We start from the raw sequence: 24,722 nt of genomic DNA, 5'->3' as shown, positions 1-24,722 counted from the left end.
GACACTGATGTTGTGAAAACTCCCGCGCCCACCCCGTCCCGGGGAACCGGTCTGCCTGGCGGCAGCTCGCAGGCGCGCGACGAGTCCACCCGCGACCGGGTCGCCCGCTCGATCCTGACCAACGGCCCGTCCAGCGCCGCGGCTCTGGCCGAGCGGCTCGAGCTGACCCCGGCGGCGGTCCGCCGGCACCTCGACCACCTGCTGGCCGAGGGACTGGTCGAGTCCCGCGAGGAGCGGGTCTACGGCCCGCGCGGACGGGGCCGTCCGGCGAAGGTGTTCGTGCTGACCGACTCCGGCCGGCACGCGTTCCACCAGGCCTACGACGACCTGGCCACGACCGCGCTGCGGTTCATCGCCGAGGCCGGCGGTGACCAGGCGGTCGCCGAGTTCGCCCGGCGGCGGGTCGCCGAAGTCGAGGAGCGCTACCGCGATCTGCTCGACGCGGCTCCCGAGGCTGAGAAGGCGCAGGTCCTGGCCCAGGCGCTGAGTGGCGACGGATACGCCGCCTCCACCCAGCAGGCCGGTGCCGGCGCCCAGCTGTGCCAGCACCACTGCCCGGTCGCGCACGTGGCCGAGCAGTTCCCCCAGTTGTGCGAGGCCGAGACCGAGGTCTTCTCCCGGTTGCTCGGCAAGCACGTCCAGAGACTGGCCACCATCGCCCACGGCGACGGTGTCTGTACGACGCACATCCCCGGCGCGTCCCCTGTGAACGGGCCGGTTTCTCCTGTATCCGACGGCGAATCTGCGAGGACTGCACGATGACGCAAACCGCTCACCCCGAACTGGAAGGCCTCGGCAACTACCAGTACGGCTGGGCCGACTCCGACGCCGCCGGCGCGATCGCCAAGCGCGGTCTCAGCGCCGACGTGGTGCGGGGCATCTCCACCCTCAAGAACGAGCCGGAGTGGATGCTCGACCTGCGGCTGAAGGGCCTGAAGCTCTTCGACCGCAAGCCGATGCCGTCGTGGGGTGCGGACCTGTCCGGGATCGACTTCGACAACATCAAGTACTTCGTCCGGTCGACCGAGAAGCAGGCGACCAGCTGGGAAGAGCTGCCCGAGGACATCAAGAACACCTACGACAAGCTCGGCATCCCCGAGGCGGAGAAGCAGCGCCTCGTGGCCGGCGTCGCCGCGCAGTACGAGTCCGAGGTCGTCTACCACCAGATCCGCGAGGACCTGGAGGAGCAGGGTGTCATCTTCGTCGACACCGACACCGGCCTGAAGGAGTACCCGGAGCTGTTCCAGGAGTACTTCGGCTCGGTCATCCCGGTCGGCGACAACAAGTTCGCCGCGCTGAACACGGCGGTCTGGTCCGGCGGCTCGTTCATCTACGTGCCCAAGGGCGTCAAGGTGGACATCCCGCTGCAGGCCTACTTCCGGATCAACACCGAGAACATGGGCCAGTTCGAGCGGACGCTGATCATCGTCGACGAGGACGCCTACGTGCACTACGTCGAGGGCTGCACCGCGCCGATCTACAAGTCGGACTCGCTGCACTCCGCGGTCGTCGAGATCATCGTGAAGAAGGGCGCCCGCTGCCGCTACACGACGATCCAGAACTGGTCGAACAACGTCTACAACCTGGTCACCAAGCGCGCCACCTGCGAAGAGGGCGCGACGATGGAGTGGATCGACGGCAACATCGGCTCCAAGGTGACGATGAAGTACCCGGCGGTCTACCTGATGGGCGAGCACGCCAAGGGCGAGACGCTGTCGATCGCGTTCGCCGGCGAGGGCCAGCACCAGGACGCCGGCTCCAAGATGGTGCACAACGCGCCGCACACCTCGAGCTCGATCATCTCCAAGTCCGTGGCCCGCGGTGGCGGCCGGACGTCGTACCGGGGTCTGGTCGAGGTCGCGCCGGGCGCGCACCACAGCAAGTCCACGGTGCGCTGCGACGCGCTGCTGGTCGACACGATCAGCCGCTCCGACACCTACCCCTACGTCGACGTCCGCGAGGACGACGTCGCGATGGGGCACGAGGCGACCGTGTCCAAGGTCAGTGACGACCAGCTCTTCTACCTGATGAGCCGGGGCATGGCCGAGGACGAGGCGATGGCGATGATCGTCCGCGGCTTCATCGAGCCGATCGCCCGCGAGCTCCCGATGGAGTACGCGCTGGAACTGAACCGACTGATCGAGCTGCAGATGGAAGGGGCCGTCGGCTGATGACCGCCACCGAAACCCTGGTTGCGACCGGCAACCAGGGCCACTCCCACGGACCGGGTTCCCCGGTGCCGTTGCAGGCCCGGAGCGAGCGGACCACGTCGTACGACGTCGCCGACTTCCCGGTGCCCAACGGGCGCGAGGAGGAGTGGCGCTTCACTCCGGTGAAGGCCCTCAAGGACCTGTTCGCCGACGAGGCGGGCACCGAGACCCCGAAGCTCGAGGCCACCGGCCCCGACGGCGTCGTGGTCGAGACGATCGCGGCCGACGCGGTCAAGGCGCTCACCCCGCAGGACCGGATCGCCGCCGTCGCGTGGACCCACGCCGGCCAGGCGCTGGCCGTGCGGATCCCGGTCGAGGCCGAGCTGACCGAGCCCGTGCACGTGAACGTCGCGAGCCTCGGCGGCCGGGGCTTCGGCCACCTGGTGATCGAGGCCGGCCGGCACAGCCGCGCCACCGTGGTGATCGACCACACCGGCACCGGCGAGTACGCCGGGAACGTCGAGATCGTCGTCGGTGACGGCGCCGAGCTGCGGGTCGTGTCGATCCAGCAGGGCGACCACGAGTCGATCCACATCGGTCAGCACGACGCCGTGATCGGTCGCGACGCCAAGCTCAACCACGTCGCGGTCACCCTGGGCGGCAAGATCGTCCGGCTGTCCACCAACGTCCGGTACGCCGGTCCCGGCGGTGACGCGGAGCTGCTCGGTGTCTACTTCGCCGAGTCCGGTCAGCACCACGAGAACCGGCTGTTCGTCGACCACGAGGCCGTCAACTGCAAGAGCAACGTGCTCTACAAGGGCGCGCTGGCCGGTGACCACGCCCGCTCGGTGTGGATCGGCGACGTGCTGATCCGGGCCGCGGCCGAGGGCACCAACACCTTCGAGCTGAACCGCAACCTGGTGCTCACCGACGGCGCCCGCGCCGACTCGGTGCCGAACCTGGAGATCGAGACCGGCGAGATCGAGGGCGCCGGGCACGCGTCGGCGACCGGCCGGTTCGACGACGAGCAGCTGTTCTACCTGCAGGCCCGCGGGATCCCCGAGGACGAGGCGCGCCGCCTGGTGGTGTCGGGCTTCTTCAACGACATCATCGGCCGGATCGGCGTCCCCGAGGTGGTCGAGCACCTGCACGCGGTGATCGAGCAGAAGCTGGCCCGCACGGCCGAGCTGAGCGCGGCGGCCAAGGTCTGAGCATGAGTGACACGTTCGAACGCGCTTGTGCGCTCGCTGACCTTCCCGACGAGGGAGTGCTGGCGACCGAGGTCGGCGGAGTCGAGGTGGCCGTCGTGAAGAGCGAGGGCCAGGTCTTCGCCGTCCGCGACGAGTGCTCGCACGCGCAGATCCAGCTGTCCGAGGGTGACGTCGGCAACTGCGAGATCGAGTGCTGGCTGCACGGCTCGCGGTTCGACCTGCGCACGGGTGAGCCGACCAGCCTGCCCGCGTACGACCCGGTGCCGGTCTACCCGGTGCGGCTGGAAGGCGACGACGTGCTGGTCGACGTCAAGAACCCCCTGAACCAAGCTTCCTAACGACGGAGATAGAAGAACCCCATGGCGACACTCGAGATCCGCGACCTGCACGTGTCGGTCGACACCGAGAACGGCCCGAAGGAGATCCTGCGCGGCGTCGACCTGACCATCGCCGGTGGTCAGACGCACGCCATCATGGGTCCCAACGGCTCCGGCAAGTCCACGCTGGCGTACTCGATCGCCGGCCACCCGAAGTACACCGTCACCGGTGGTTCGGTCACGCTGGACGGCGAGGACGTGCTGGCGATGGCCGTCGACGAGCGTGCCCGGGCCGGCCTGTTCCTGGCCATGCAGTACCCGGTCGAGGTCCCCGGCGTGTCGGTGTCGAACTTCCTGCGCACCGCCAAAACCGCGATCGACGGCGAGGCGCCGAAGCTGCGCACCTGGGTCAAGGACGTCAACAAGGCGCTCGCCGACCTGGACATGGACGCCGACTTCGGTCAGCGCAACGTCAACGAGGGCTTCTCCGGTGGTGAGAAGAAGCGCCACGAGATCGTCCAGCTCGAGCTGCTGAACCCGAAGATCGCGATCCTCGACGAGACCGACTCCGGCCTCGACATCGACGCGCTCAAGGTCGTCTCCACCGGCGTCAACCGGTTCGCCGAGGCCGGCGACAAGGGTGTGCTGCTGATCACCCACTACACCCGGATCCTGCGCTACATCAAGCCGGACTTCGTGCACGTGTTCGTCGACGGCCGGGTCGCCGAAGAGGGCGGGCCGGAGCTGGCCGACGAGCTCGAGGCCAACGGCTACGAGCGGTTCCTGAAGACAGGCGCCAAGGCATGACGGGCGCCCGGGCCTTCAGCAGTCCGCTGGACCTGCAGTCGGTCCGGGCGGACTTCCCGATCCTGTCCCGCGAGCTCGCGGGCGGTTTCCCGCTGGTCTACCTGGACTCGGCCAACTCCTCGCAGAAGCCCCTGCAGGTGGTCAAGGCGCTGGAGGAGCACTACCTCCAGCACAACGCGAACGTCGCCCGCGCGATGCACCAGCTCGGGGCCGAGGCGACCGCGGCGTACGAGGGTGGCCGGGACACGGTGGCCGCGTTCATCGGCGCGGCCAACCGCGACGAGATCGTCTTCACCAAGAACGCCTCCGAGGCGCTCAACCTGGCCGCGCACACGCTCGGCGCGGGCCTGAAGCCCGGCGACGAGGTGGTGATCTCCGAGATGGAGCACCACAGCAACATCGTCCCGTGGCAGCTGGCCTGCGAGCGGACCGGCGCGACGCTGAAGTGGTTCGGCGTCACCGACGAGGGCCGCCTCGACCTGAGCGACGTCGAGCAGCTGATCACCGAGCGGACCAAGGTCGTCTCGCTGACCTGGGTGTCGAACGCGCTCGGCACGATCAACCCGATCACCGAGATCGCCGCCAAGGCCCACGCGGTCGGCGCCGTGATGGTGGTCGACGCCTCGCAGGCCGTGCCGCAGTTCCCGGTCGACGTCTCGACCCTGGGCGCCGACCTGCTGGTCTTCACCGGCCACAAGGTGGTCGGCCCGACCGGCATCGGGGTGCTCTGGGGCCGCTACGACCTGCTCGCCTCGCTGCCGCCGTTCCTCGGTGGTGGCGAGATGATCGAGGTCGTCCGGATGACCGGCTCGACCTACGCGCCGCCGCCGGCCCGGTTCGAGGCCGGGACGCCGCCGATCGCGCAGGCGGTCGGGCTCGGCGCCGCCCTGGACTACCTGTCCGGGATCGGGATGGACAAGATCGCGGCGCACGAGCAGGCGATCACGGCGTACGCGCTGGAAGGTCTGCAGACGGTGCCGGGGCTGACGATCCTCGGGCCGACCGAGCCGGTCGACCGCGGTGGCGCGATCAGCTTCGAGCTGGACGGCGTGCACCCGCACGACGTCTCGACCGTGCTGGACACCCGGGGCATCGCGGTCCGGGCCGGGCACCACTGCGCGCGGCCGGTGCACGAGCGGTTCGGAATGCAATCGTCCACCAGGGCGTCTTTCTACCTGTACACGACACCCGAGGAGGTCGACGCGCTCGTCGACGGCCTCGGCTTCGTCCGGTCATTCTTCAAGGTGGACTGATAATGCAGCTCGACAGCCTGTACCAGGAGATCATCCTGGATCACTACCGCAGCCCGCACCACGCGGGCCTGGCGGAGCCGTACGACGTGGAGGTGCACCACGTGAACCCGTCCTGCGGGGACGAGGTCACGCTCCGGGTCGAGCTCGACGGCGAGACCGTCGCCGGCGTCACGCACCAGTCCGTCGGCTGCTCGATCAGCCAGGCGGCGACCTCGGTGATGAGTGACCTGGTGATCGGCAAGCCGGTCTCCGAGGGCATGGCGACGTACGAGAAGTTCCTGGAACTGATGCAGGGCCGGGGGAATGTCGAACCGGACGAAGAGGTTCTGGAAGACGGCGTCGCCTTCGCGGGTGTCGCGCAGTTCCCGGCCCGGGTGAAATGTGCGCTGCTGGGCTGGTCGGCCTGGCGCGACGCCACCGCGCAGGCGCTGGCGAAATCAGAGGGAGTGAGCAATGCCTGACCAGACCGAAGAGAAGATCGAGCTGCCCGAGGTGGACCTCGAGGCGGCCGCGAAGCCGGCTGGTGGCAGTGTCGCCGTCGAGGACGTGACCGAGGCACTCAAGGACGTCGTCGACCCCGAGCTCGGCATCAACGTCGTCGACCTCGGCCTGATCTACGGCGTGACCGTCGACGACACCACCACGGCGATCATCGACATGACGCTGACGTCGGCGGCCTGCCCGCTGACCGACGTGATCGAGGACCAGACCCGGATGGCGCTCGACGGTCTGGTCAACGACTTCCGGATCAACTGGGTCTGGATGCCGCCGTGGGGTCCGGAGAAGATCACCGACGACGGCCGCGACCAGCTCCGCGCGCTCGGCTTCAACGTCTGAGCTGCCAGTACTGCAAAGCCCGGGTCAGGTGGCCCGGGCTTTCGCATGCCCGGATGCGTTAGCGTCAGCCGGGTGACTCGTATCGTGTCGGTGGCTCCGGAACGGCTCGACCGGTGGTTGACCGGGTTCGCCGAGCGGCACGGCAGTACGTCGTACGAGGTGGGGGCGGAGCGGGTCGTCGTGTCGGCCGAGGACGGGGCGGTCGCGGAGATCGTGGTGCCGTTCGGGCCGCTCGCCGAGCTGACCCGGGACGGACTGGTCGCGCATGTGCTGCGGGATCGGCGGCTCGGGCTGCTGCTGGTCCGGCGTGGTGGGTACGGCGCGGGTGTCTTCGTCGGCGGCAAGCTGACCGACTCCAAGGTCGGGTCGCGGCACGTGCAGGGCACGACGAAGGCCGGCGGGTGGTCGCAGCAGCGGTTCGCCCGGCGGCGGGACAACCAGGCCCGCGAGGCGTTCGCGGCGGCGACCGAGGTCGCGGTCCGGATTCTCGGGCCGGCCCGGCTGGACGTGCTGGTGACCGGGGGAGACCGCAAGGCGATCGACACCGTGCTCGAGGATCCCCGGCTGAAGGATCTGCGCGAGCTGGTCCGGCCGCCGTTCCTCGGGGTGGCCGATCCGAAGCAGAAGGTGCTCGAGCAGGCCGGTGCCGACGCCCGGGCGATCCGGATCGAGCTGACCGATCCGGAGTGAGCCGGCCTACTGCTCGCCGTACAGGGCGCGGAAGTCCGACAGCATGTCGCGGTAGAACTCGAAGTCCTCGGTCAGCTTCGCGCGGGTGAACAGCTCCCGGTCCTGCGCGTGCATGCGCAGCCCGAGCTCGGTCCAGAAGCCCTCGTCGGGCACCTCGTCGGCGCCGTCGGGCAGGAACTTCAGCGCCTCGGCCATCGCGTCGCGGGCGAACTCCCAGTTCAGCTCGACCGTCCGCCGGTCCTGGCCGGGCTGACCGGTGTACGCGAAGTCGGCGTCCTGTGCCCGCCGGGCCCAGACCGACGCCAGCTGCACCCAGGCGCCCGCATCGAGCAGCAGCGAGTTGCCCAGGCCGAACCGGGCCTCGGCCAATCGCGCGGCCTCCTCGGTCCGGTACAGCACCTGGACCTCACCGACCGCCGATCGGACCGTCCAGCCGTCCGGGCCCTCGGTCCGGGTCGTCTCGGGCGTCTCGGTCACGGGTGGCGCGTCCTCGGCGGTGGCCAGCACGCTGAGGTAGACCTCTGCCTCGGCCAAGGTCCTCGCGGTCAGCATCAAAGAAACTCCCGGGTCCCGGTGTCATCTGTCGTCTTCGCCGTAGCTGTCGCGGACGACGAGCAGTCGGTCGACCCGAAACCTACCCGGTTCGGCGTCCCGCACCGCGCGCCCCTCGTCGGTCCAGAAGGCGTCGTCCGGCACGGCAGCGGCGTCCGGCGGCACGAATTTGATCACTTCCTCGACCGCCGCCCGGGCGATCGCCATCACCGTCCGGGCCTGCTCGTCGCCGGCCGGTGCGTCCACCGGCACCGACGCGGCCGCGCTGTCCGCGACCGACATCCACTGACCGGCGTCGAGCAGCTCGGACGGTTCGGGTCCACCGAAGTTCGGGAACGGCCCGAGCGGTGCTTCCCGCTCGGGCAGACCGAACAGGTACTCCCGCTCGGCGCCGCAGCCTGGGCAGATGCCGGCGTACCTGATCACCAGCTCGCCGTCGTCGTCGGCCAGCCCGTGGTCCCACGGCGTCTCGATCGAGCCGCAGTCCGGGCACGGGTGCAGCTCCAGGAACAGCAGCGTCTCGTCGTTCGTCCGTGCGATCGCGTACTTCGGGTCGTGGTCGCTCACTGCACTCCCATTCCACTGCCGCCCTTGCCGCGGGCCATCGCCACGTGCCGGGCGGCGTGGGCCTTCGCGCCTTGCGCCCGCTCGGGTTCGCTGCGCGGTCCCGATCTGCTGTGCTCGAGCCCGGTCAGCGCCGAGGCCGGTACGCCGTGCTCCTCCAGCGCCTGGACCACGGCCCCGCTGAATCGCTCGCCGATGCCCTTGGCGTCGTACAGCCGGCGGAGATCGACCTTGCCCTGGGCCAGCATCGCCAGTGACGGGTGCAGAGTGGCGAACGCCGCGCCGTAGCCGTTGTCGTCCTTGCCGATCATCGTCCCGTTCGGCAGCGCACGGTAGACCTGCCGCTTGCCGTCCTGCTGCTTCATCGTGACGACGACCTCGACCCGCTCGCTGCGCGCCCTGGCGAGCGCCTCGACCAGCGGCCGGTACGGCTCGACCGACCGCGAGCCGTCGGGCCGGGTGACGACCTCGCTGGCGGTGACCCGGCGGACCGGGACGCGCTTGGCCAGCTTGGCGAGCTCGTCGGGGTTCCAGTTCTGCAGCGGCGCCTGACCGGCCTCGACCCGCGCCTGCATCGCCTCGAACTCGTGCCGGAACATGCTCAGCGTCACCACGCCGGTCGCGGCGTTCTCGAAGGTCGCCTCGCGCACCGTTTTGGCCCGGTGGTCGCGGGTGACGCGCTGCTGCCGGGCGTCGACGTGGAAGGTGACCAGCAGCTGCGCGGTGATCAGCTCACCGGACTCGTTGGAGTTGGTCTCGTCCCGTACGCCGGTCGTGTCGGTGCTCTTCTCCTTGGCCTGGTCCCCGAACGACGCAGCGGCCTTCAGCCCGGTGTTCGGGTCGCTGATCCCGACGGATTGGCTGGTGGGAGCGAGTCTGGTGCTTTCCTGGGTGGTGTTCACGGCGACCTGGCCTCGGTGGGCCTCACCTAGCTGGGCGTGCTCCGAGCTGTCGCTGACGAGCTGGAGACCGGAGAGCTCGGCGCGGAGCCGCAGCTGGACCTGGCGCGACCCATGGCCGGGCACCGGCAGACCCGGCGTCCAGGGGCTTCCGGTGCCGTCGGAACGCTCGAAGGCGATTCGGCGGGCGCTGCCGTTCAGCTCGTCGCGCAAAAGGCCTTTGTGCAGCTGGACGCCGGCCTGGGTCAGCCAGCGGCGGCTGCTCAGCTCGCGGGTCACCCTGGTGACGAGCGCGTCGTCGAAGTCCGGGTCGTCGATCGTCTCCTGCTCGTCCGGCAGCTGACCGAACTCGTCGTGCAGCTGGATGCCGCGCAGGAACTTCAGCGTGGACAGGACGACCGGCCGGTGGTCGGGGAACTCCGGGGCCGGCAGCGGCACCTGGTTGACGTCCGACGCCGGCACGAGCAGGGTCAGCCGGCCGGTCGCCTCCCGGCGCTTTGGAGCCGGTCGCTGGTCGTCGTCGCGGAGCCGGTCAGCGGTCCGGCGGAGTACGCCCTTGGTCTGGGCGCCGGCGCCCGGCGTCTGCTCGACCTCGATGACGAGGCGGAAGTCGTGTTCGACCCGCTTGGTCCTGGACCACAGCGCGCGACTGAGATGCGTGTCCTGGTCGACGACCTGGACGGACTCCGCGGTGGTCAGCTCGGTGCTCAGTCCCGCCGATCCGACGTCGCCGTCGGTGAGACCGCCGCCGAGGTCAGCGCCGTACCCGGTGCTGCGGGTGATCCCGCGACCGGCTTCGGTGTAGTCGTAGCCCTGCAGGATGATCAGCGCGTTCTCGCCGGGCTCGGGAGCTTCGGCCTCTGGAGCCCCCTCGGCGGCGGTGGCGTCCGGGGACTCGTCGATGGTGATCGGGCCGGTGCGGACCATCCGGATCCGGATCCGGATGGTCCCGGGCGCAGTCGTGCCCGGCTGCTCGCCGCCGAACGGAAACTCGAGGTTGAGACCGGTCGGGTCCTTCAGCTTCTCGGCGTGCCCGCGCCACCGGCTGCCGGCCAGCTGGCTGCGGATCGCCGCCCCGACGGCCGGGTCGCCGACCGCGTCCGGCACCGCCTCGGCGACCGCGGCCTGCACCTCGCGTTCCATCGTCGTGACGTTGCCTTCGGCATCGACGAACAGGTCGCGGTCGATCAGCCCGGCGCCCATCGTGGTGCGGTAGTGGTCCGGCAGTTCCGCCTCGGCGCGCTTCTCGGCGACCTTCGCCGCCTGGACGGCGACCTGCTCGAACTCTTCCCGTTCCGACCGTGGCGGTGACATCTTCGTCGTCCGCCGCAGCGCCGCCTTCAGCTTCTCGTCGGTGTGCGTGCCGGCGAGCCCGGTGGTGACGCCCTGCTTGTCCTGCCGGTAGCGGCGGATCAGGCTCGCGGACGTCCGCCGGTCCAGGCTGAGATTGCCGTCCACCAGCCGCTCGACCGCGTCGGACACCTTCTCCAGCGGCAGGTCCAGCTGGTTGGTGCCGTACATCCGCAGTGCGTCCCGCTCCGGGAGCGTGAGCACCACCGTGCCGTTGTCGAGCCGCACGTTCTTCGGGGTCACCAGACCGGCCGCTTTCACCCTGGCCTCCAGCACCAGGTCACCGACGAACTGGTAGTGCTGCCCGTCCTTGATGTTCAGCCGCTCGACCCCACGGATCGCGAGCTGGTTGCTCGAGCTGGACACGTTGCCCGACCGGTTCACGCCGACCGAGGCGTTCCCGCCGTCGCCGGCCGGGTCGACCGTGCCGCTGCCGCCACCGATGCCCGCGGTGTTGCCGGTCGAGCTGCCGGTGGTGGCCCCGGCGCTGTCGAGGGTCAGGTTGATGTCGCCGATGATCGGGTGGCCGCTGCCGACGTATCGCAGGTTCTCGATCCGGGTGGTCAGCGAGATGCTGCCGCGGCGCGGGGTGAGACCGCGCTGGGCAGTCGCCTGGAGCGCGTCCGGCGGCGCCGGGCTGACCGCGAAGTCGGTCCGGTACTCGGTGGTCAGCAGCTCCGGGTGCGCGTTGAGGTTGCGGACGTTGACGAAGCCCGCCAGGTGATGCAGCGCGGCGGAGTCGCTGCGCGCGACCGCAGGCAGCGCTGCCGACAGGCGGGACGTGAGGTCGCCGGCGTCCAGGTGCTGCCAGCTCGCCGACTGCAGCAGGTGCGGGTCGACCGCGCCGTCGATCGCCACGGACGGGGCCTCGCCGCGGTCGCAGAACTCGCTGTCGATCGACAGCTTCGCGCTGCCCTCCACCTCGACGATCGGCTCGGAGTCGCCGTCGGCGAAGACCTCGGTGACCGTCAGCGTGTGCGGGATCCGGAAGTCGGCGAGCGCCGCGGTGCTCTCGGTCAGCGACACCCCGTTGACCGTCGTCCCGGTGACCCAGGAGAAGAAGCGGCCGAGCGCGGCCCGCCCGTACGACGCCCCGCCGTTCGGCGTACTGCCGGACTGGCCTTCCTGGGGATTGTTGCTGAAGCCGAGCCTGGCCAGCCAGGGCAGGCCCTTGGACCGGCTGCGGGACCGGCTCGTGGTGTTCGACCCGATGTGCAGGTTGGTCGCGGTCTGCGAGCGGTTCAGACCGAGCCACTTGAACTTCTTGACGTCCTGCCGCATCGCGACCCGGTAGGTGCGCTCCTGTGGCGGGTGACCAGTGTGGTGCTGAGTCAGCGCGAACACGAAGCCGCCCTGGCAGGCCTGGTCGTACCCGGTCTCCAGCCGGTGCCGCGACAGCTGCTGCGCGACCCGCTCGAGGTTGGCGAGTTGGCTGGCCACCAGCGCCGGGTCCTTGCCGGCCAGCTCGCTCATGATCGGGCGGAACTTCCTGTCGAGCTTCGGCACCATGCCTTCGTCACTGAGGTGCCGCACGAACGCCTGGTACGCCGGGGTCGCGCCGCGCAGCTTCTGCACCAGCGCGGGACCGGCGCCGCGCAGCTGCCCCTCCTCGTCGCCCATCCAGACCGGCAGCTTCAGCGACTCGCCGGGCTGGGCGCAGCCGCGGGTGAGTACGCCGCCGTCCGCGCTGAGCTGCGGCTTCCCGTGCTCGTCGAGCACCAGCGCGGCCTTCGGCACCGGGAGGTCGTAGTCGAGCGCCTCGTTCTCGGGCAGCCGCAGGACGGCGTCGCCGTCGTTGCCGACCGCGAACGACTCGTTTTTGTCGAGGCGGTGGAAGGTGAGCTTGTGCTCGAGCCGAACCTTGACTCCGATCGTCTGCTCGGTGCGCTGGACACTCGGGTGGATGGCCACGTCGCTGACGTTGAGGCTGTCGCCGCGGGACACGTTCCGGCCGCCGCGCACGGTCGGCCCGAGGTCCGTCGTTCCGGAGCCGACGTCGGACAGCGCGGTGCCGGCGTAGCCGAGCGTGGCCGCGGCCGAGGTCGACGTACCGAAGGACTGGCCGCCGGAGGCGCCGGAGAAGCCGGCCCGGATCCGCTCGATCTTGTGCTCGGGGGAGCTGTCACTGAGCAGTTCCGCGGTCTCCCGGACGACGACCGTCTCCAGCTGTGCGTACGCGACCGCGCGGCCGCCGTTGGAGATGATCCGGCCGAAGCCGCCTGGCCGGGTCGCTTCGGTCAGGGCCGCGGGGGCGTCCTCCACACACAGCGCCCGGATCTGGTCATGGGCGGTCCGGTCGAGCTTGCCGATCCGGGCCTGCAGTCCGGCGATGCCCTTGTCGGCCAGGTCGTCCATGCCGTCGACCCGGGACGCGACGTGCTCGGGCAGCTCCTCGACCGGCTCCACGTCGAGGTCCCCGAGCTCCTTCACGTCCGCCAGCCGAACCGTGTCCTGGGGTGGTGCGACCGTGTAGGTGTGGCTGATGCCCATGACCAGCTGGGTGGCGTCCTGCGGGTCACCGGAGTCGACGACGTTCTCCTGCGACCAGGGCTCGCCCACTCCGCCGCGGACCTGCCAGCGCCACTGCGGTGCGTCCGCGGCGTACCGGAGGATCTCGCCGTTGAGCACCTCGACCGCGCCGGACAGGCCGTTCTCCTGCGCGCCGCCGGTGACCGAGTGGCTCTGGCCCACGGCGTACTCGAAGCCGGGGGTGACGAACTCCGTGGCGGCCTTCAGCGCGCTGGAGTCGGGCAAGAGCGTCTTCAGCGTGACGCCCCCGGTGGAGCTGAGCGACTCGACGATCGTCGTCGCGACGCTGAAACCACCCTGCCGCAGCTGGGCCAAGGCGCCCTCGTCGAAGGTCAGTGGGGACGACTGGACCTCGCGCAGCTCACCGGGACTCAGCTTGATCTTGAACTGGATCAGCTCGTCGGAGTCCGCTCGAGGGTTGTTGCCGACCGTGAGCAGTACGCCGTTCGGTGAGAGCACCCGGCGGGTCGCCGACCGCAGCCGCCTGTGCAGCACCTCCGGCGTGTAGCGGAAGGGGCTCTGCCGGCGGGCGAGCTCCTGGTTGAGCTCCCGCGTCAGCTTGGTCAGGTGCGGGAACCGGCCGGACGTGATCGCGGTGTGCTGGACCTCCTGCGACGGCAGCGTCGCCGCCACCGCGGCCCGGTACGCCGAAACCTGCTCGGTCGCCGCCTGGGCCAACGCCTGGATCTCCGGGCCGGGCTGGGCACCGGTGGCCTCCAGCTCGTCCAGCTTGTCGAGCAGTGCCACGTACGCCTGACCCGCCTCGCGCGCCTTGGCGGCTGCGGTGTCACAGGTCGCGGCGAGTGTCAGGTGCCGACCGGACTTCGCCGTCGCCGATCGCGCGGTGTCCCGGAGCTTGCCGCCGCGACGACCCGCTGCCGAGTCTTCGCGGCTCTCCTCGATCTCCGCCTTGGCCAGCGCGTCGGCCGCCGCCTTCGTCGCGTTCTCGGCCGTCGTACGGTGGTGTTCCGCGCGAGAGTCTTGCCCTTCGGCGGCCTTCTCCAATCCGGCGATCTGCTTGAGCACCTGCTCGCGCAGCTGCCCAGTCCTGCTGATCTCGGGCGGTGTCGGCGCTGTCCGAGGCGGTACGACGACGTGCAACGCGCGGGCCGAGTCGGGCAGGGCCGGCGCGGGCTGACCGGTGCGCTCGATCGCCCTGGCCAGGGTCTCCAGGTCGCTGCGCAGTGCGGCCAGTTTGGCGGGGTCAGGCGTTGGCCGGAGCTGTTCTTCGCGCCAGTTCCGACTGACCAGCCGGAACTGGTCGTACTGCGCGGCCGCCTGCCGCTCGCGGCCCTGAAGCCGGGGGAACCGGGCTCGCAGCCCGCCGACAAGACTGGTCGGCGTCGTGGTGCGGGAGTGGACCTCGCGAAGCGCCTCGCCCACCTGGCTGGTCCAGACGCGGAGGAGTTGCCCGGCCGGCACGCCACTGGCGATCCGGACCACGTGCGGGTCGGCCAGACTGCCTGCGCGGACGGTGGTCTGCGCGACCAGGCCGCGTGGAGGTTCCTCGTCGACCACCCGGAAGTGCTGTCTGCCGTGCTCGGCTGTGGGGACCAGGCCTAGGTGCGGGCGGCCGACGACCTCGATCGGCGCGGTGATCTCGCCGGGCAGGTCGGTGGGCTGGACCGAAGTGAGCGCGGCGAGCGCCTCGCTGGGCGTCAGCCTCGGCTCGGACTCCGGACGTCCGGTCGGGGTCAGCCCGCCGACGGCCGGCGTACTGGCTGTGCGGGGCGCTCCGGCGCGGCGGTGTCGTGCGGCGACCTGCCGGCGATGCCGGCCCGTGCCGGTGCGCGGCCGGACAACGGCCGGGGGAGTGCCGGGCCGACCGAGCAGCTCGGCCTCACGACGGATCTCGTACGACGCCCGGACGGTGTCGGCGAGCAGGGGAGCGCGCTGAGCGGCTCGCTCCGCCGCCAGGCGTCGTACTGCGGCGTCGGTGGTCAGCTGGTTGGTCTCCAGCACGTTCCGCAGCACGGTCCTGGCCTGGTCGCGCACGTCCTCGGACACGTCCGGCAGATCGAGAAGCTGGTCCAGCGCGACTGTGGCTCCGTCCACCGGCGACGACCCGCCCCGCGTGTGGTCGACCTCGGCACCCACTGCGGCCACCGCTTCGACCAGCAGCCGCTGGTCGGTGACGTCCTCGCGTGCGGCCAGCGTCGCCAGCCGCGTGTCCAGCCGAGCCATCGCCGGCTGCTCCAGCAGCTCACCCGCGTCGCTGAGCCGGACCCTGCCGTCGTCGAGCGCGACGGCCTCCGGCGTCACCACCCCGAGCGCTACACCCAGGGCCGCCCTCGCGCGCTCCGCGGGTGTGAACCGCTGATGACCGGCAGGCGACGTGACTTCCGGTGCCTGCGTCATCGCTGGTCGCCCCCGATCCTCATCAGCTCCTGGTGACGTGACTGTGACCGCAAAGTAACCGGTGGGGTTCCAGCGGGCAACCGACCAACGATCTCGATCCGAACACGGTGGGCGATTGACATCCGCCGGCCACTTTGGTTGCCCGGCGCATCAACCTTGGTGTGCGAGGCTGGCCGCGTGAGCACTGTTCTGTCGCCCTCGTCGTGGACCGTCGCCGAAGCCCGCAGCCTGACCTCGCGGCTCCGGCACACCGCCACCACCGGCATGGAGTACGACGCCCTGGAGCTGTTCGGCGCGCTGACCGACTACCTCGACGAGCTGTACGGCGGCGCCGGCTTCGACCGGTTGCTGCCCGAGCCGGAGCGCTCGGCCCTGGCCGCGCGGATCCGGGCGGCGCGCGGGCACGGCGTACCGGTGGATTTTTCAACGACAGAGGGCGAATCGCGGCTCGACCAGCCGGTCAACGCGGCCGTGACGCTGGCCGAGGGACGCGTGCTCGCCGCCGAGCTGGCCGCGCAGGCCGACTGGCAGGGCGAGCTCGGCCGGTGCCTGCAAGCTCTGTACACCTACCTGGACCAGCTGTACGGCGGACCCGGTGCGTTCACCGAGTTGCTGACGCGGGACGAGGTGACCGAGGTCGCCGCGGGGTAACAGGCTCGGCTCGGCGTGGACCTGGCGGCGCGGTTGGCACCTTCTGGCCATTACGGTAGGCGCGTGAGTTTCTCCTCCAGCAACCGTCCCCCTGCCGCCGGAGCCCGCGCGGCCAAGTCCGCCGGCACCGCGAGGCGGCTGCCCGGCGGCCGCGAACGCCGTCCCGCGCTGGCCGCCCTGGCGGTGATTCTCATCCTGCTCGGAGCCGCCGGGTCCGCGCTGATCGCGCTGCGCAGCGGCGACCGGCAGTACTTCGTCGCGGTCAACAAGGACCTGCCACCGGGCTACGAGATCGCCGACAAGGACTTGGCGCGCGGCGACCTGGCCGGCGCGACCCGCCCGCTCGTGCTGTGGTCGGAGCGGGACCAGCTGTTCGGCAAGTACACGACGTCCTGGATCTACAAGGGTCAGTTCGTGACCAGGTCGAACTTCGTTCCCGACCCGGTTCCCGAGGGCGGTGCGCTGGTCGGCGTGAGCCTGGAGAGCGGCCGGGCGCCGGCCGAGCCGATCCAGGACGGTGACATCGTCCGCCTGGTCCGGGTGCCGGCCAACCAGGACAGCGGGCCCGCGTCCGTGATCGCCCCGGCGGCGGAGGTGACCGCTGTGAACGGGACCTCGCTCACCGACGGCAAGACCGGCGCCAACACCACGGTCAACGTCACCGTCCTGGTACCGACAGATCAGTCCACCGCGGTGGCCGCCTCGGCGGCGGCGAAGACGCTCGTGCTGGTCAAGCTGTCCGCGGCGACCAAGCCGGAGATCTCCACCAACCGCGGAGCCCGTTGATGGCTCTGGTCGCGTTGGCGAGCGCCAAGGGCTCGCCCGGAGTGACGACGGCCGGACTGGTGCTCGGAGCGCTCTGGCCGCGGCCGGTGCTGCTGGCCGAGTGCGACCCGGCCGGCAGCGACGTCGCGATCCGGATGACCGCGCCCGGTGGCCAGCCGCTGAACTCGGACCGCGGTCTGATCAGCCTGGCCGCGGCGGGCCGCAAGGGTCTCGGCGACGAGGTGATCCTCGCGCACAGCCAGCAGCTCGACGGCGGGCTCGACGTGATGCTCGGAGTCCGCTCGCCGGAGCAGATCGGCGGCATGGGCGGTCTGTGGGCGCCGCTGGGCATCACCTTCAACCAGATGCACAGTGCCGATGTGCTGGCCGACTGCGGCCGGATCGGTCCCGCCTCGCCGCAGCTGCCCGTCGTACAGGCTGCTCGGTTGGTCGTCCTGGTCTGTACGGCGACCGGCTCGTCGGTCGCCCACCTGCGGGAGCGGCTGTCGTCGCTGGTGCACCACGTCGACGCACGGCTCGGCGTGATCGTCGTCGCCGACCCGAAGCGCCGCGACGGCGTCAAGCAGGTCTGGTCGGTGCTGGACGCGATGTCGGTCCAGATCCAGCACCGCTGGCACCTCGCCTACGACCCGGCCGGCGCCGCGTTCTTCGACGGCCGCGGCCAGGGCCGGCTGGACCGGACCGCGCTGATCCGGTCCGCCACCGAGATCGCCGCCGAGATGGCGGCCGCGGTCGGCATGCCGTCGCAGTACGAGTACGACATGGCCCAGGCTGCCTTCGGAGAGGGATCGCGGTGATCACCGACCAGGAACTGGTCCGCAAACTGCGGGTCCAGGTCGCCGAGCGGCTGAACGAGCAGCGCCGCCGCGACCAGGTCAACGGCGTACCGCCGATGAGCGCGGAGGACGAGCGGGAGTACGCCCGGTCGCTGATCGTCCAGGTGCTGGAGGATCACGCCCGCTACGAGCTGGCCGAGGGCCGTACGCCGCCGACGCCCGAGGACGACGCGCAGATCGCCGGCGCGATCCACTCCGCGCTGTTCGGCGTCGGCCGGCTGCAGCCGCTGATCGACGACCCCGAGGTCGAGAACATCGACATCAACGGCTGCGACCAGGTCTTCGTCCAGTACGGCGACGGCCGGGAGGAACGGCCCGGACCGGTCGCCGAGTCCGACGAGGAACTGGTCGAGCTGATCCAGGTCCTGGCCGCGCACGCCGGCCTGACCAGCCGGCCGTTCGACTCCGCCAACCCGCAGCTCGACCTCCGGCTGCCGGACGGGTCGCGGTTGTCGGCCGTGATGGGCGTGACGTCGCGGCCGGCCGTGTCGATCCGGCGGTCCCGGCTGGGCCGGGTGTTCCTCAAGGACCTGGTCGCGAACGGGACGATGTCCGACGACATCGCGTCGTTCCTCAAGGCGGCCGTCGCGGCCCGCAAGAACGTGATGATCGCCGGCGCCACCAACTCCGGCAAGACCACGCTGCTGCGCGCGCTGGCCAACGAGATCCCGCCGCACGAGCGGCTGATCACCGTCGAGCGCTCGCTCGAGCTCGGCCTCGGCGAGTTCAAGGACCTGCACCCGAACGTGGTCGCGTTCGAGGAGCGGCTGCCGAACTCCGAGGGCGTCGGCGAGGTCAGCATGGCCGACCTGGTCCGCCGCTCGCTGCGGATGAACCCCAGCCGGGTGATCGTCGGTGAGGTGCTCGGCGACGAGATCGTCACGATGCTGAACGCGATGAGCCAGGGCAACGACGGTTCGCTGTCGACGATCCACTCGAACAGCTCGATGGAGGTGTTCAACCGGATCAGCACCTACGCGATCCAGGCGTCCGAGCGGCTGCCGATGGAAGCCACCCAGATGCTGATCTCCGGCGCGCTCGACTTCGTCGTGTTCGTCCGCAAGCACAACGACTACCAGCACGGCGGAACGCTGTCGCGCTACATCGAGAGCATCCGCGAGGTGACCGGCTGGGACGGCCGGGTGCTGTCCGGCGAGGTGTTCGCGCCGGGACCGGACGGCCGGGCCGCGGCGCACGCGCCGATCGCCTGCATGGACGAGCTCGAGCACTTCGGCTACCGGCCGATGGTGCACGGCCGGTGGGCGTGAGGGGAACCCATGACTGACCGGACCTTGATCGCGCTGTTGTGCGGCGCGGCGGTCGGCGGCGGGATCCTGCTGCTGATCGTCGCGCTGCGCGGCACCGAGCCGCGCGAGGAAACCCCGTCGCTGTTCAAGCGCAGCCGCAGTGCGGACAGCCGTCGCCAGTTGACGCGGCTGGGCGCCGGACTCGTGGTCGGCCTGCTCGTGCTCGTCGTGACCCGCTGGCTGGTGCTGGCCGCCGCGCTCGGCCTGCTGGCCGCGCTGGCCGACCGGTTCTTCGGTGGCACCGGCGAGGAACGCCGGGCGATCGAGCGGCTGGAAGCGCTGGCCACCTGGACCGAGGCGCTGCGCGACACGATCGCGGGCGCGGTCGGCCTCGAGCAGGCGATCCCGGCGACTGCGGTCAACGCCGCCCCGGCGATCAAGCCCGGCCTGAACCTGCTGGTCGACCGGCTGCGGATCCGCGAACCGTTGCCCTCGGCCCTGATGCGGTTCGCCGACGACCTGGACGACCCGTCGGCCGACCTGATCGTCGCGGCCCTGGTCCTGAACGCGCGGCTGCGCGGACCCGGTCTGCGCGAGGTGCTGACCGCGCTGGCCGACTCCGCCCGCGAGGAGCTCGACGTACGACGCAAGGTCGCGGCCGAACGGCGATCCACCCGGCGATCGGTCCAGGTCGTCGTCGCGATCACGCTGGTGGTCGCCGCCGCGCTGGTGCTGTTCAACCCGCAGTACGTCGAGCCGTACACGAGCTTCGTCGGCCAGTTCGTGCTGTTCCTGGTGATCGCCCTGTACGCCGTGGGCCTGGTCTGGCTGCGCAGGCTGGCCAAGATCGAGGTGCCCGAGCGGTTCCTGATCCGGGCCGGCGACAAGCGGGCCAAGCGGGCCGGCGACGAGCGGATGGAGGTGGTGGGCGGATGACATGGGCCTTCATCTGTGGCGGGCTGGTGGGTCTCGGCGTGTTCCTGCTGGTCCGGATGTTCGTCCGGCCGGCCCCGAACGTGCTGTCCACGATCGCGCGGATCGACGCCGGGCGGTCCGGCTACACCAGCGCCTCCACCGCGAGCGCGGCGGGGGAGAAGGTGCTCGGCGGGGTCGACAAGGCCCGCGAGACGCTCGGCCGGCGGCTGGAGGCCGAGGCCAACGCGCGCGGCTGGACGTTCGGCCGGCTGCGCCGCGACCTCGCGGTGATGAACCAGCCGTTCGCGGCGATGCTTGCCACGAAGGTGTTCTTCGCGCTGGGCGCGCTGATCTTCTTCCCGCTCGTGCTGTTCGCGGCGTCGTACCTGGGCTTCCCGGCGCCGGGCGCGGCCCCGGCGGTGGTGACGCTGGCCGGTATGACGTTCGCGTTCTTCCTGCCCGACCTGGCGCTGCGCCAGGAGGCCGAGGAACGCCGGCGTGACTTCCGCCACGTGGTCGGCAGCTTCCTCGACCTGGTCGCGATGAACTTGGCCGGCGGCCGCGGTCTGCCCGAGGCGCTGATGACGGCCTCCACGATCGGCGACCACTGGGCGATGGCCCGGATCCGCCAGGCGCTGGCCAACGCCCGCCTGATCGGCATCACCCCGTGGGACGCGATGGCCCGCCTCGGCGAGGACCTGGGCGTCGAGGAACTGCGCGACCTGGCCTCCGCGCTGGCCCTGGCCGGCGACGAGGGCGCCAAGATCCGCGCGTCGCTGCTCTCGCGGGCCGCGTCGCTGCGCCGCAAGGAACTTGCCGACGTCGAGGGCAAGGCCGGCGAACGCTCCCAGTCCATGCTGGTCGCGCAGCTGGTGATGTGCGCCGCCTTCATGCTGTTCCTCGGTTACCCGGCGGGCGCCGCGATTCTGGGCAGTTAGTTGTGACGGCGGATCGGGCAAGGGATCCGTCGAGGCAGCTCGGTCGTCGTACCGGGCATACTGAGCCCGGTTCGGGCTCACGAGTGGGAAAGGTCATCGGATGAACCTGGAAGTGCAGTTCGTGCGCGCGATGGTCGGGTACGCGCTGGCGCGGGCCGACAACCAACGGGCGCGGGCCCGCCGGGGCGAGAGCGAGCTCGGCGCCTCGGCGCTGGAGTGGGCGATCATCTCGGCCATCCTGGTCGCCGCCGCGATCGCCATCGGCGCCGTGGTCAAGGGCGTCATCGACCGGCGGACCGGCGAGATCCAGAAGGGCTGAGCGTTGCCGCAGGGACGTCACCGGAGCACCGCCCCTGGGCTGTTGGCCCGGTCCGGCGGTCTCTCGGCGTCCCCTCGGACCGGCCGGCGCTCGGAGCGGGGCGCGAGCTCGCTGGAACTGGCGATCCTCGCGCCGACGATCATGGCGCTGATCTTCGTCTCGATCCAGACCGCCCTGTGGCTGTACGGCCGCTCGGTCGCGCTGAACGCCGCGCAGGAAGGCGTCTCCCGCCTGCGCATGGTCCAGCCGACCCAGTACAGCCCGGCGATCGGGGAGAAGGTCCGCGCCGACATCGAGGCCTACGCCCAGCAGCTCGGCGGCAACTCCCTCGGCGACGCGAACGTCGACTCCCCGGCGTACAACGATCCCGAGGGGCAGGTCTCGTTCACGGTGACCGGCGAGACCATCTCTCTGGTGCCCGGCCTGACGCTGACCGTGTCCCGCACGGCCACCGGTCCCATCGAGCAGTTCGAAGCGGACGACGAGTGAGCGCCCGGATGTCAGGTCACCGCCGGACCGAGCGCGGCACGATGGCCCTGGAAATGGTCGTGCTCGCGCCGATCCTGCTGATCCTGTTCTTCTTCCTGCTCGCCTGCGGCCGCTACTTCCAGACCTCGTCGCTGCTCGAGGGCGCGGCCCGCGACGGCGCCCGCTCCGCCAGCCAGGCCCGCTCGCTCGGCGACGCCCAGGCCCGCATCGACCAGGCGGTCGCCCGGACGATGGACCAGGCCGTCGAGTCGTGCAAGACCACCGCGTCGGGCAGTATCACCACCGGCTTCGTCGCCGGCACCCCGCTGTCGGTCGAGGTCACCTGCACCATCGACTACCGCGACCTCGGCCTGCTCGGCATCGGCGGCGACACCACCATCACCAAGAAGTTCTCCAGCTCCCTCGACCCCTACCGCGGAGTCCGAGATGGCGAGAACCCCTGACCCCGCGGGCGCCCGCCCCGCCCGCCGTACGCGCGCCCGCCGTCCGAGCGCTCGCCGTACGCCGACGAGCCGCGGCCCGGTCGCCCGCCTCACCGCGTGGTTCCGCGTCGATGCCCCCAGCAACGACCGCGGCGCCCTGAGCCCGGCCGTCGTCATCCTCGCCCTGATGATCTTCACTCTCGCCGGCCTGGTGATCGACGGCGGCCGCCAGCTGGGCGCCCGCTCCAGGGCGGTCGGCTACGCCCAGGAGGCCGCCCGGGCCGGCGCAGCCACCATCGACCTCAAGGTCGCGGAGGCCAAGATCGACACCGTCAAGGCCAATACGGCGGTCGTCGAGTTCTGCGCCCAGGTCACCGCGAACGATCCCGCCGTGACCGCCTGCGGCACCTCGAAACTGACCGACGAGGATCTCGCGGTCGACGTGACGATCAGCAACAAGACGACGTTCCTCGGCATGGTCGGCATCGCCAGCCTCGACGCCCACGGCACCGGTGAGGCGCACGCCGAACAGGGCGTGACCAAGCCGGACGAGACCCAGCAGATCCCTCCGATCGAGGTCATCACCAAGACGGAGGGCCCGGGCGCACCGACCAAGACCGCCGAGCCGCCGACGATCAGCGTCAGCTGCCCGACTTGGACCGTCGGCGCGCCCGCGCCGACGCTGACCATTCCGATCCCGCTGCCGGACAGTTGCACCCCGAACGTCACCCCGAGCCCGACCGACACCCCGACGGACACCCCGCCGACCGACCCGACCGACCCGCCCGAACCGCCGCCCAGCTCCACCAGCCCGCCGCCCGGCGGCGGCGGACCGGCGCCGACCGTCGCGCCGCGGAATTCCGTCCCGCCGATGGTTGGCCGGTGAACCGCATGTCATCCCGCCTCCAAGGAGTTGCCGTCGTGCGACGACTCACCCTCCCAACCTTCCTGCTGGCGACAGCTGTCCTGCTGACCGGCTGCGGCGAGGGCGGCACCAACAAGGGCACAATGCCCGAAGGTGTCGAGGACACGAGCTCGACCACCGACAACACCCCCGGTACGCCGGCTCCGTCGTCTCCCGGCACGACCGCCGAGCCCAGTACGCCGGTCACGACTCCGCCTGCCGCCAAGGCACAGATCACCGTCGTCCCCGGGAACTACGCGAGCAACCCCGCCGTCCAGGGCCTCGTGAAGAAGTACCCGATCTACTACAAGGCGCAGATCGACCGGAACGACAGCGTGATCAAGGAAACGTTCCCGGCGTACTTCTATCTGGATGTCACCGACAACATCAAGCAGGCGAAGAGCAACGGTTGGGTCATGCGGCCGCCGGGCAGCGTCGTCGTGATGAGCGTGGTCCAGCGCCCGTTCGGCGTTGTCCGCCTGAACCTGTGCTTGTCCCAGCGCACCCAGTACTGGAAGCCGAAGTCCCGGACCTGGGTCAAGCCGGCGCCGCAAGGTCTGCCGAAGGTGATCGAGATGGTAGAGACCGGCATGGGCTGGTCGATGTACCGCGAGATGAAGCCTGACAAACCGTTCAGCTGTGCAAAGGTGCGTTTTCCGGCCTAGTCCGGACACCGACGATCGCGACGGGATGGCGTCGGAGGTGCGCGGACGGGGCATGATGCTCCCGGGCGGCGATAACCTCCCAGTAGGACAAGACACAGGAGTGAGGATGCGCAACCGGGTCAGCCGCGGGTTCATTGCCCTCAGCACCGTGCTGCTGCTCGTCTCGACCGCACCGGCGGCGAGTGCCGAGACCGTGCACTACCCGGTCGGCACTTGCAACATGTACGTCAACTCGAACGGGTTCGGGGCGTACTGCGGGGCCGGTGGCTATGGTTCACCGCTGGCCAGCTGGCGGACCCTGCTCCAGAACCGCCCCTTCGTTCCGTGCAGGGACTTCGATGTTCCGCCCGGAATCACGCTCGGTCCGGCTCCTGAGGGCAAGGAGTGGGTGCTGCGGCTGACCATCGTCGACTACAACCTGGACACCGGCGAGCCGCCCGGCGGCGAGGACGCCCACGTCGAGCGTGCCGTCGTGCCGGTAAGTCAGGCGGAGCGGAACCAGTGCCCGACTCTGGGGTACATGGATTCGTTCTGGACCCGCTTCGACGAGGGGTACCCCGATCCGGTGCTGCAGGTGAATCCGACCTTCACACCGCGGGTCAACGTCCCGGCGTACTTCGACCTCACGCCGGACAGCGCCTATATCAAGAAGGAGTCGAACGTCGCGGTCTTCGCGGCCGGCGGTGACAACTTGACCATGCGCGGCGTAGTCGGCCGGATCGTGGTGGACCCCGGCGACGGTTCGGCGCCGGTGAACTGCATCGGCGGCGTGGCGCCGCTGGGCAAGGACAGCTACGACAAGAAGCAGGACCCGTTCCACCAACTCAGCAACTGCAAACACGTGTACAAACGGTCCAGCGCGAAGCAGCCGGACGGCATGTACACCATCAAACTCAAGATCTACTGGGACGTTTCGTACTGGCGTACGACCACGAACACGTGGGAGAAACTCGGGTCCGCGGAGGTCGACGCGGTGCAGCGGCTGCCGGTGCAGGAAGTTCAGGCTGTCGGTGGATGACGGTGGGGCGACGGA

The 24,722-nt window shown here is 70.5% G+C and carries 24 protein-coding genes; 21 read left to right on the top strand and 3 right to left on the bottom strand.

All coding sequences use genetic code 11. From position 1 onward, the window contains the following. Window positions 1-51 precede the first annotated feature (51 nt). The 9 genes from BWI15_RS09455 (at window position 52) to BWI15_RS09415 (ending at window position 7,265) form a co-directional block, all read left to right on the top strand. Complete coding sequence (locus BWI15_RS09455; protein WP_077014792.1) at window positions 52-762, top strand: helix-turn-helix transcriptional regulator; 711 nt, start codon at window positions 52-54, stop codon at window positions 760-762. Further along, a complete protein-coding gene (sufB, locus tag BWI15_RS09450) occupies window positions 759-2,171 on the top strand; it encodes a Fe-S cluster assembly protein SufB (RefSeq protein WP_077013961.1) in 1,413 nt (470 codons plus the stop codon). Before BWI15_RS09455 ends, sufB begins: the two co-directional genes overlap by 4 nt. After that, a complete protein-coding gene (gene sufD / locus BWI15_RS09445; protein ID WP_077013960.1) occupies window positions 2,171-3,361 on the top strand; it encodes a Fe-S cluster assembly protein SufD in 1,191 nt (396 codons plus the stop codon). Before sufB ends, sufD begins: the two co-directional genes overlap by 1 nt. A gap of 2 nt (window positions 3,362-3,363) precedes the next feature. Continuing rightward, window positions 3,364-3,699: a non-heme iron oxygenase ferredoxin subunit gene (locus BWI15_RS09440; protein WP_077013959.1), complete on the top strand. Its 336-nt coding sequence runs from the start codon at window positions 3,364-3,366 to the stop codon at window positions 3,697-3,699. Window positions 3,700-3,720: 21 nt separating this feature from the next. After that, complete coding sequence (sufC, locus tag BWI15_RS09435) at window positions 3,721-4,485, top strand: Fe-S cluster assembly ATPase SufC (protein WP_077013958.1); 765 nt, start codon at window positions 3,721-3,723, stop codon at window positions 4,483-4,485. Next, a complete protein-coding gene (locus BWI15_RS09430; protein WP_077013957.1) occupies window positions 4,482-5,738 on the top strand; it encodes a cysteine desulfurase in 1,257 nt (418 codons plus the stop codon). Before sufC ends, BWI15_RS09430 begins: the two co-directional genes overlap by 4 nt. Before the next feature lie 2 nt (window positions 5,739-5,740). Further along, window positions 5,741-6,199, top strand: a complete 459-nt coding sequence (gene sufU / locus BWI15_RS09425; RefSeq protein WP_077013956.1) for a Fe-S cluster assembly sulfur transfer protein SufU — start codon at window positions 5,741-5,743, stop codon at window positions 6,197-6,199. Then, complete coding sequence (locus tag BWI15_RS09420) at window positions 6,192-6,575, top strand: metal-sulfur cluster assembly factor (RefSeq protein ID WP_077013955.1); 384 nt, start codon at window positions 6,192-6,194, stop codon at window positions 6,573-6,575. The genes sufU and BWI15_RS09420 overlap by 8 nt, the downstream gene beginning before the upstream one ends. Before the next feature lie 72 nt (window positions 6,576-6,647). After that, window positions 6,648-7,265 carry an acVLRF1 family peptidyl-tRNA hydrolase gene (locus BWI15_RS09415; RefSeq protein WP_237771205.1) on the top strand — a complete coding sequence of 206 codons (618 nt, stop codon included), beginning with the start codon at window positions 6,648-6,650 and terminating at the stop codon, window positions 7,263-7,265. A 6-nt stretch (window positions 7,266-7,271) separates the two neighbouring features. Here the strand turns inward: BWI15_RS09415 and BWI15_RS09410 are convergent, their stop codons facing one another. Genes BWI15_RS09410 through BWI15_RS09400 form a run of 3 tightly spaced genes read right to left on the bottom strand, consistent with a single transcriptional unit; the run spans window position 7,272 to window position 15,517 of the window. Continuing rightward, complete coding sequence (locus tag BWI15_RS09410; RefSeq protein ID WP_077013953.1) at window positions 7,272-7,817, bottom strand: hypothetical protein; 546 nt, start codon at window positions 7,815-7,817, stop codon at window positions 7,272-7,274. Between the two features lie 24 nt (window positions 7,818-7,841). Then, window positions 7,842-8,384 carry a hypothetical protein gene (locus BWI15_RS09405; protein ID WP_083750648.1) on the bottom strand — a complete coding sequence of 181 codons (543 nt, stop codon included), beginning with the start codon at window positions 8,382-8,384 and terminating at the stop codon, window positions 7,842-7,844. Next, window positions 8,381-15,517, bottom strand: coding sequence for a hypothetical protein (locus tag BWI15_RS09400; protein ID WP_143465459.1), 7,137 nt, complete (start codon window positions 15,515-15,517; stop codon window positions 8,381-8,383). The genes BWI15_RS09405 and BWI15_RS09400 overlap by 4 nt, the downstream gene beginning before the upstream one ends. Before the next feature lie 177 nt (window positions 15,518-15,694). Between BWI15_RS09400 and BWI15_RS09395 the strand changes: the two genes are divergently transcribed. From BWI15_RS09395 to BWI15_RS09340, 12 genes are all read left to right on the top strand, one after another. Next, the gene (locus BWI15_RS09395) at window positions 15,695-16,168 is read left to right on the top strand and encodes a hypothetical protein (RefSeq protein WP_077013951.1); all 474 of its coding nucleotides are present in this window, start codon (window positions 15,695-15,697) and stop codon (window positions 16,166-16,168) included. A 63-nt stretch (window positions 16,169-16,231) separates the two neighbouring features. After that, a complete protein-coding gene (locus tag BWI15_RS09390; RefSeq protein WP_077013950.1) occupies window positions 16,232-16,954 on the top strand; it encodes a hypothetical protein in 723 nt (240 codons plus the stop codon). Then, window positions 16,954-17,751: a hypothetical protein gene (locus BWI15_RS09385; protein WP_077013949.1), complete on the top strand. Its 798-nt coding sequence runs from the start codon at window positions 16,954-16,956 to the stop codon at window positions 17,749-17,751. The genes BWI15_RS09390 and BWI15_RS09385 overlap by 1 nt, the downstream gene beginning before the upstream one ends. Then, entirely contained in the window at window positions 17,748-19,058 is a 1,311-nt protein-coding gene (locus BWI15_RS09380; protein WP_077013948.1) for a CpaF family protein, read from the top strand. Before BWI15_RS09385 ends, BWI15_RS09380 begins: the two co-directional genes overlap by 4 nt. A 9-nt stretch (window positions 19,059-19,067) precedes the next feature. Continuing rightward, window positions 19,068-19,973, top strand: coding sequence for a type II secretion system F family protein (locus BWI15_RS09375; RefSeq protein WP_077013947.1), 906 nt, complete (start codon window positions 19,068-19,070; stop codon window positions 19,971-19,973). Continuing rightward, window positions 19,970-20,890 (top strand): type II secretion system F family protein, encoded by a 921-nt coding sequence (locus tag BWI15_RS09370; RefSeq protein ID WP_077013946.1) that lies wholly within the window; start codon window positions 19,970-19,972, stop codon window positions 20,888-20,890. The genes BWI15_RS09375 and BWI15_RS09370 overlap by 4 nt, the downstream gene beginning before the upstream one ends. 100 nt (window positions 20,891-20,990) lie before the next feature. Beyond that, a complete protein-coding gene (locus BWI15_RS09365) occupies window positions 20,991-21,209 on the top strand; it encodes a hypothetical protein (RefSeq protein WP_077013945.1) in 219 nt (72 codons plus the stop codon). 42 nt (window positions 21,210-21,251) lie between these two features. After that, window positions 21,252-21,698: a TadE/TadG family type IV pilus assembly protein gene (locus BWI15_RS09360; protein ID WP_083750647.1), complete on the top strand. Its 447-nt coding sequence runs from the start codon at window positions 21,252-21,254 to the stop codon at window positions 21,696-21,698. A gap of 8 nt (window positions 21,699-21,706) precedes the next feature. Then, window positions 21,707-22,141, top strand: a complete 435-nt coding sequence (locus BWI15_RS09355; RefSeq protein ID WP_083750646.1) for a TadE/TadG family type IV pilus assembly protein — start codon at window positions 21,707-21,709, stop codon at window positions 22,139-22,141. Then, window positions 22,125-23,006: a pilus assembly protein TadG-related protein gene (locus tag BWI15_RS09350; protein WP_077013944.1), complete on the top strand. Its 882-nt coding sequence runs from the start codon at window positions 22,125-22,127 to the stop codon at window positions 23,004-23,006. Before BWI15_RS09355 ends, BWI15_RS09350 begins: the two co-directional genes overlap by 17 nt. 35 nt (window positions 23,007-23,041) lie before the next feature. Continuing rightward, a complete protein-coding gene (locus tag BWI15_RS09345) occupies window positions 23,042-23,689 on the top strand; it encodes a hypothetical protein (protein ID WP_237771204.1) in 648 nt (215 codons plus the stop codon). 106 nt (window positions 23,690-23,795) lie between these two features. Next, complete coding sequence (locus BWI15_RS09340; protein WP_077013943.1) at window positions 23,796-24,707, top strand: hypothetical protein; 912 nt, start codon at window positions 23,796-23,798, stop codon at window positions 24,705-24,707. Window positions 24,708-24,722 lie beyond the last annotated feature (15 nt).

The sequence above is a fragment of the Kribbella sp. ALI-6-A genome, assembly GCF_001984195.1.
Classification (GTDB): Bacteria; Actinomycetota; Actinomycetes; order Propionibacteriales; family Kribbellaceae; genus Kribbella.
The sequence above is the reverse complement of the archived record's forward strand: the minus strand, read 5'-3'. Positions and strand labels throughout refer to the sequence as shown.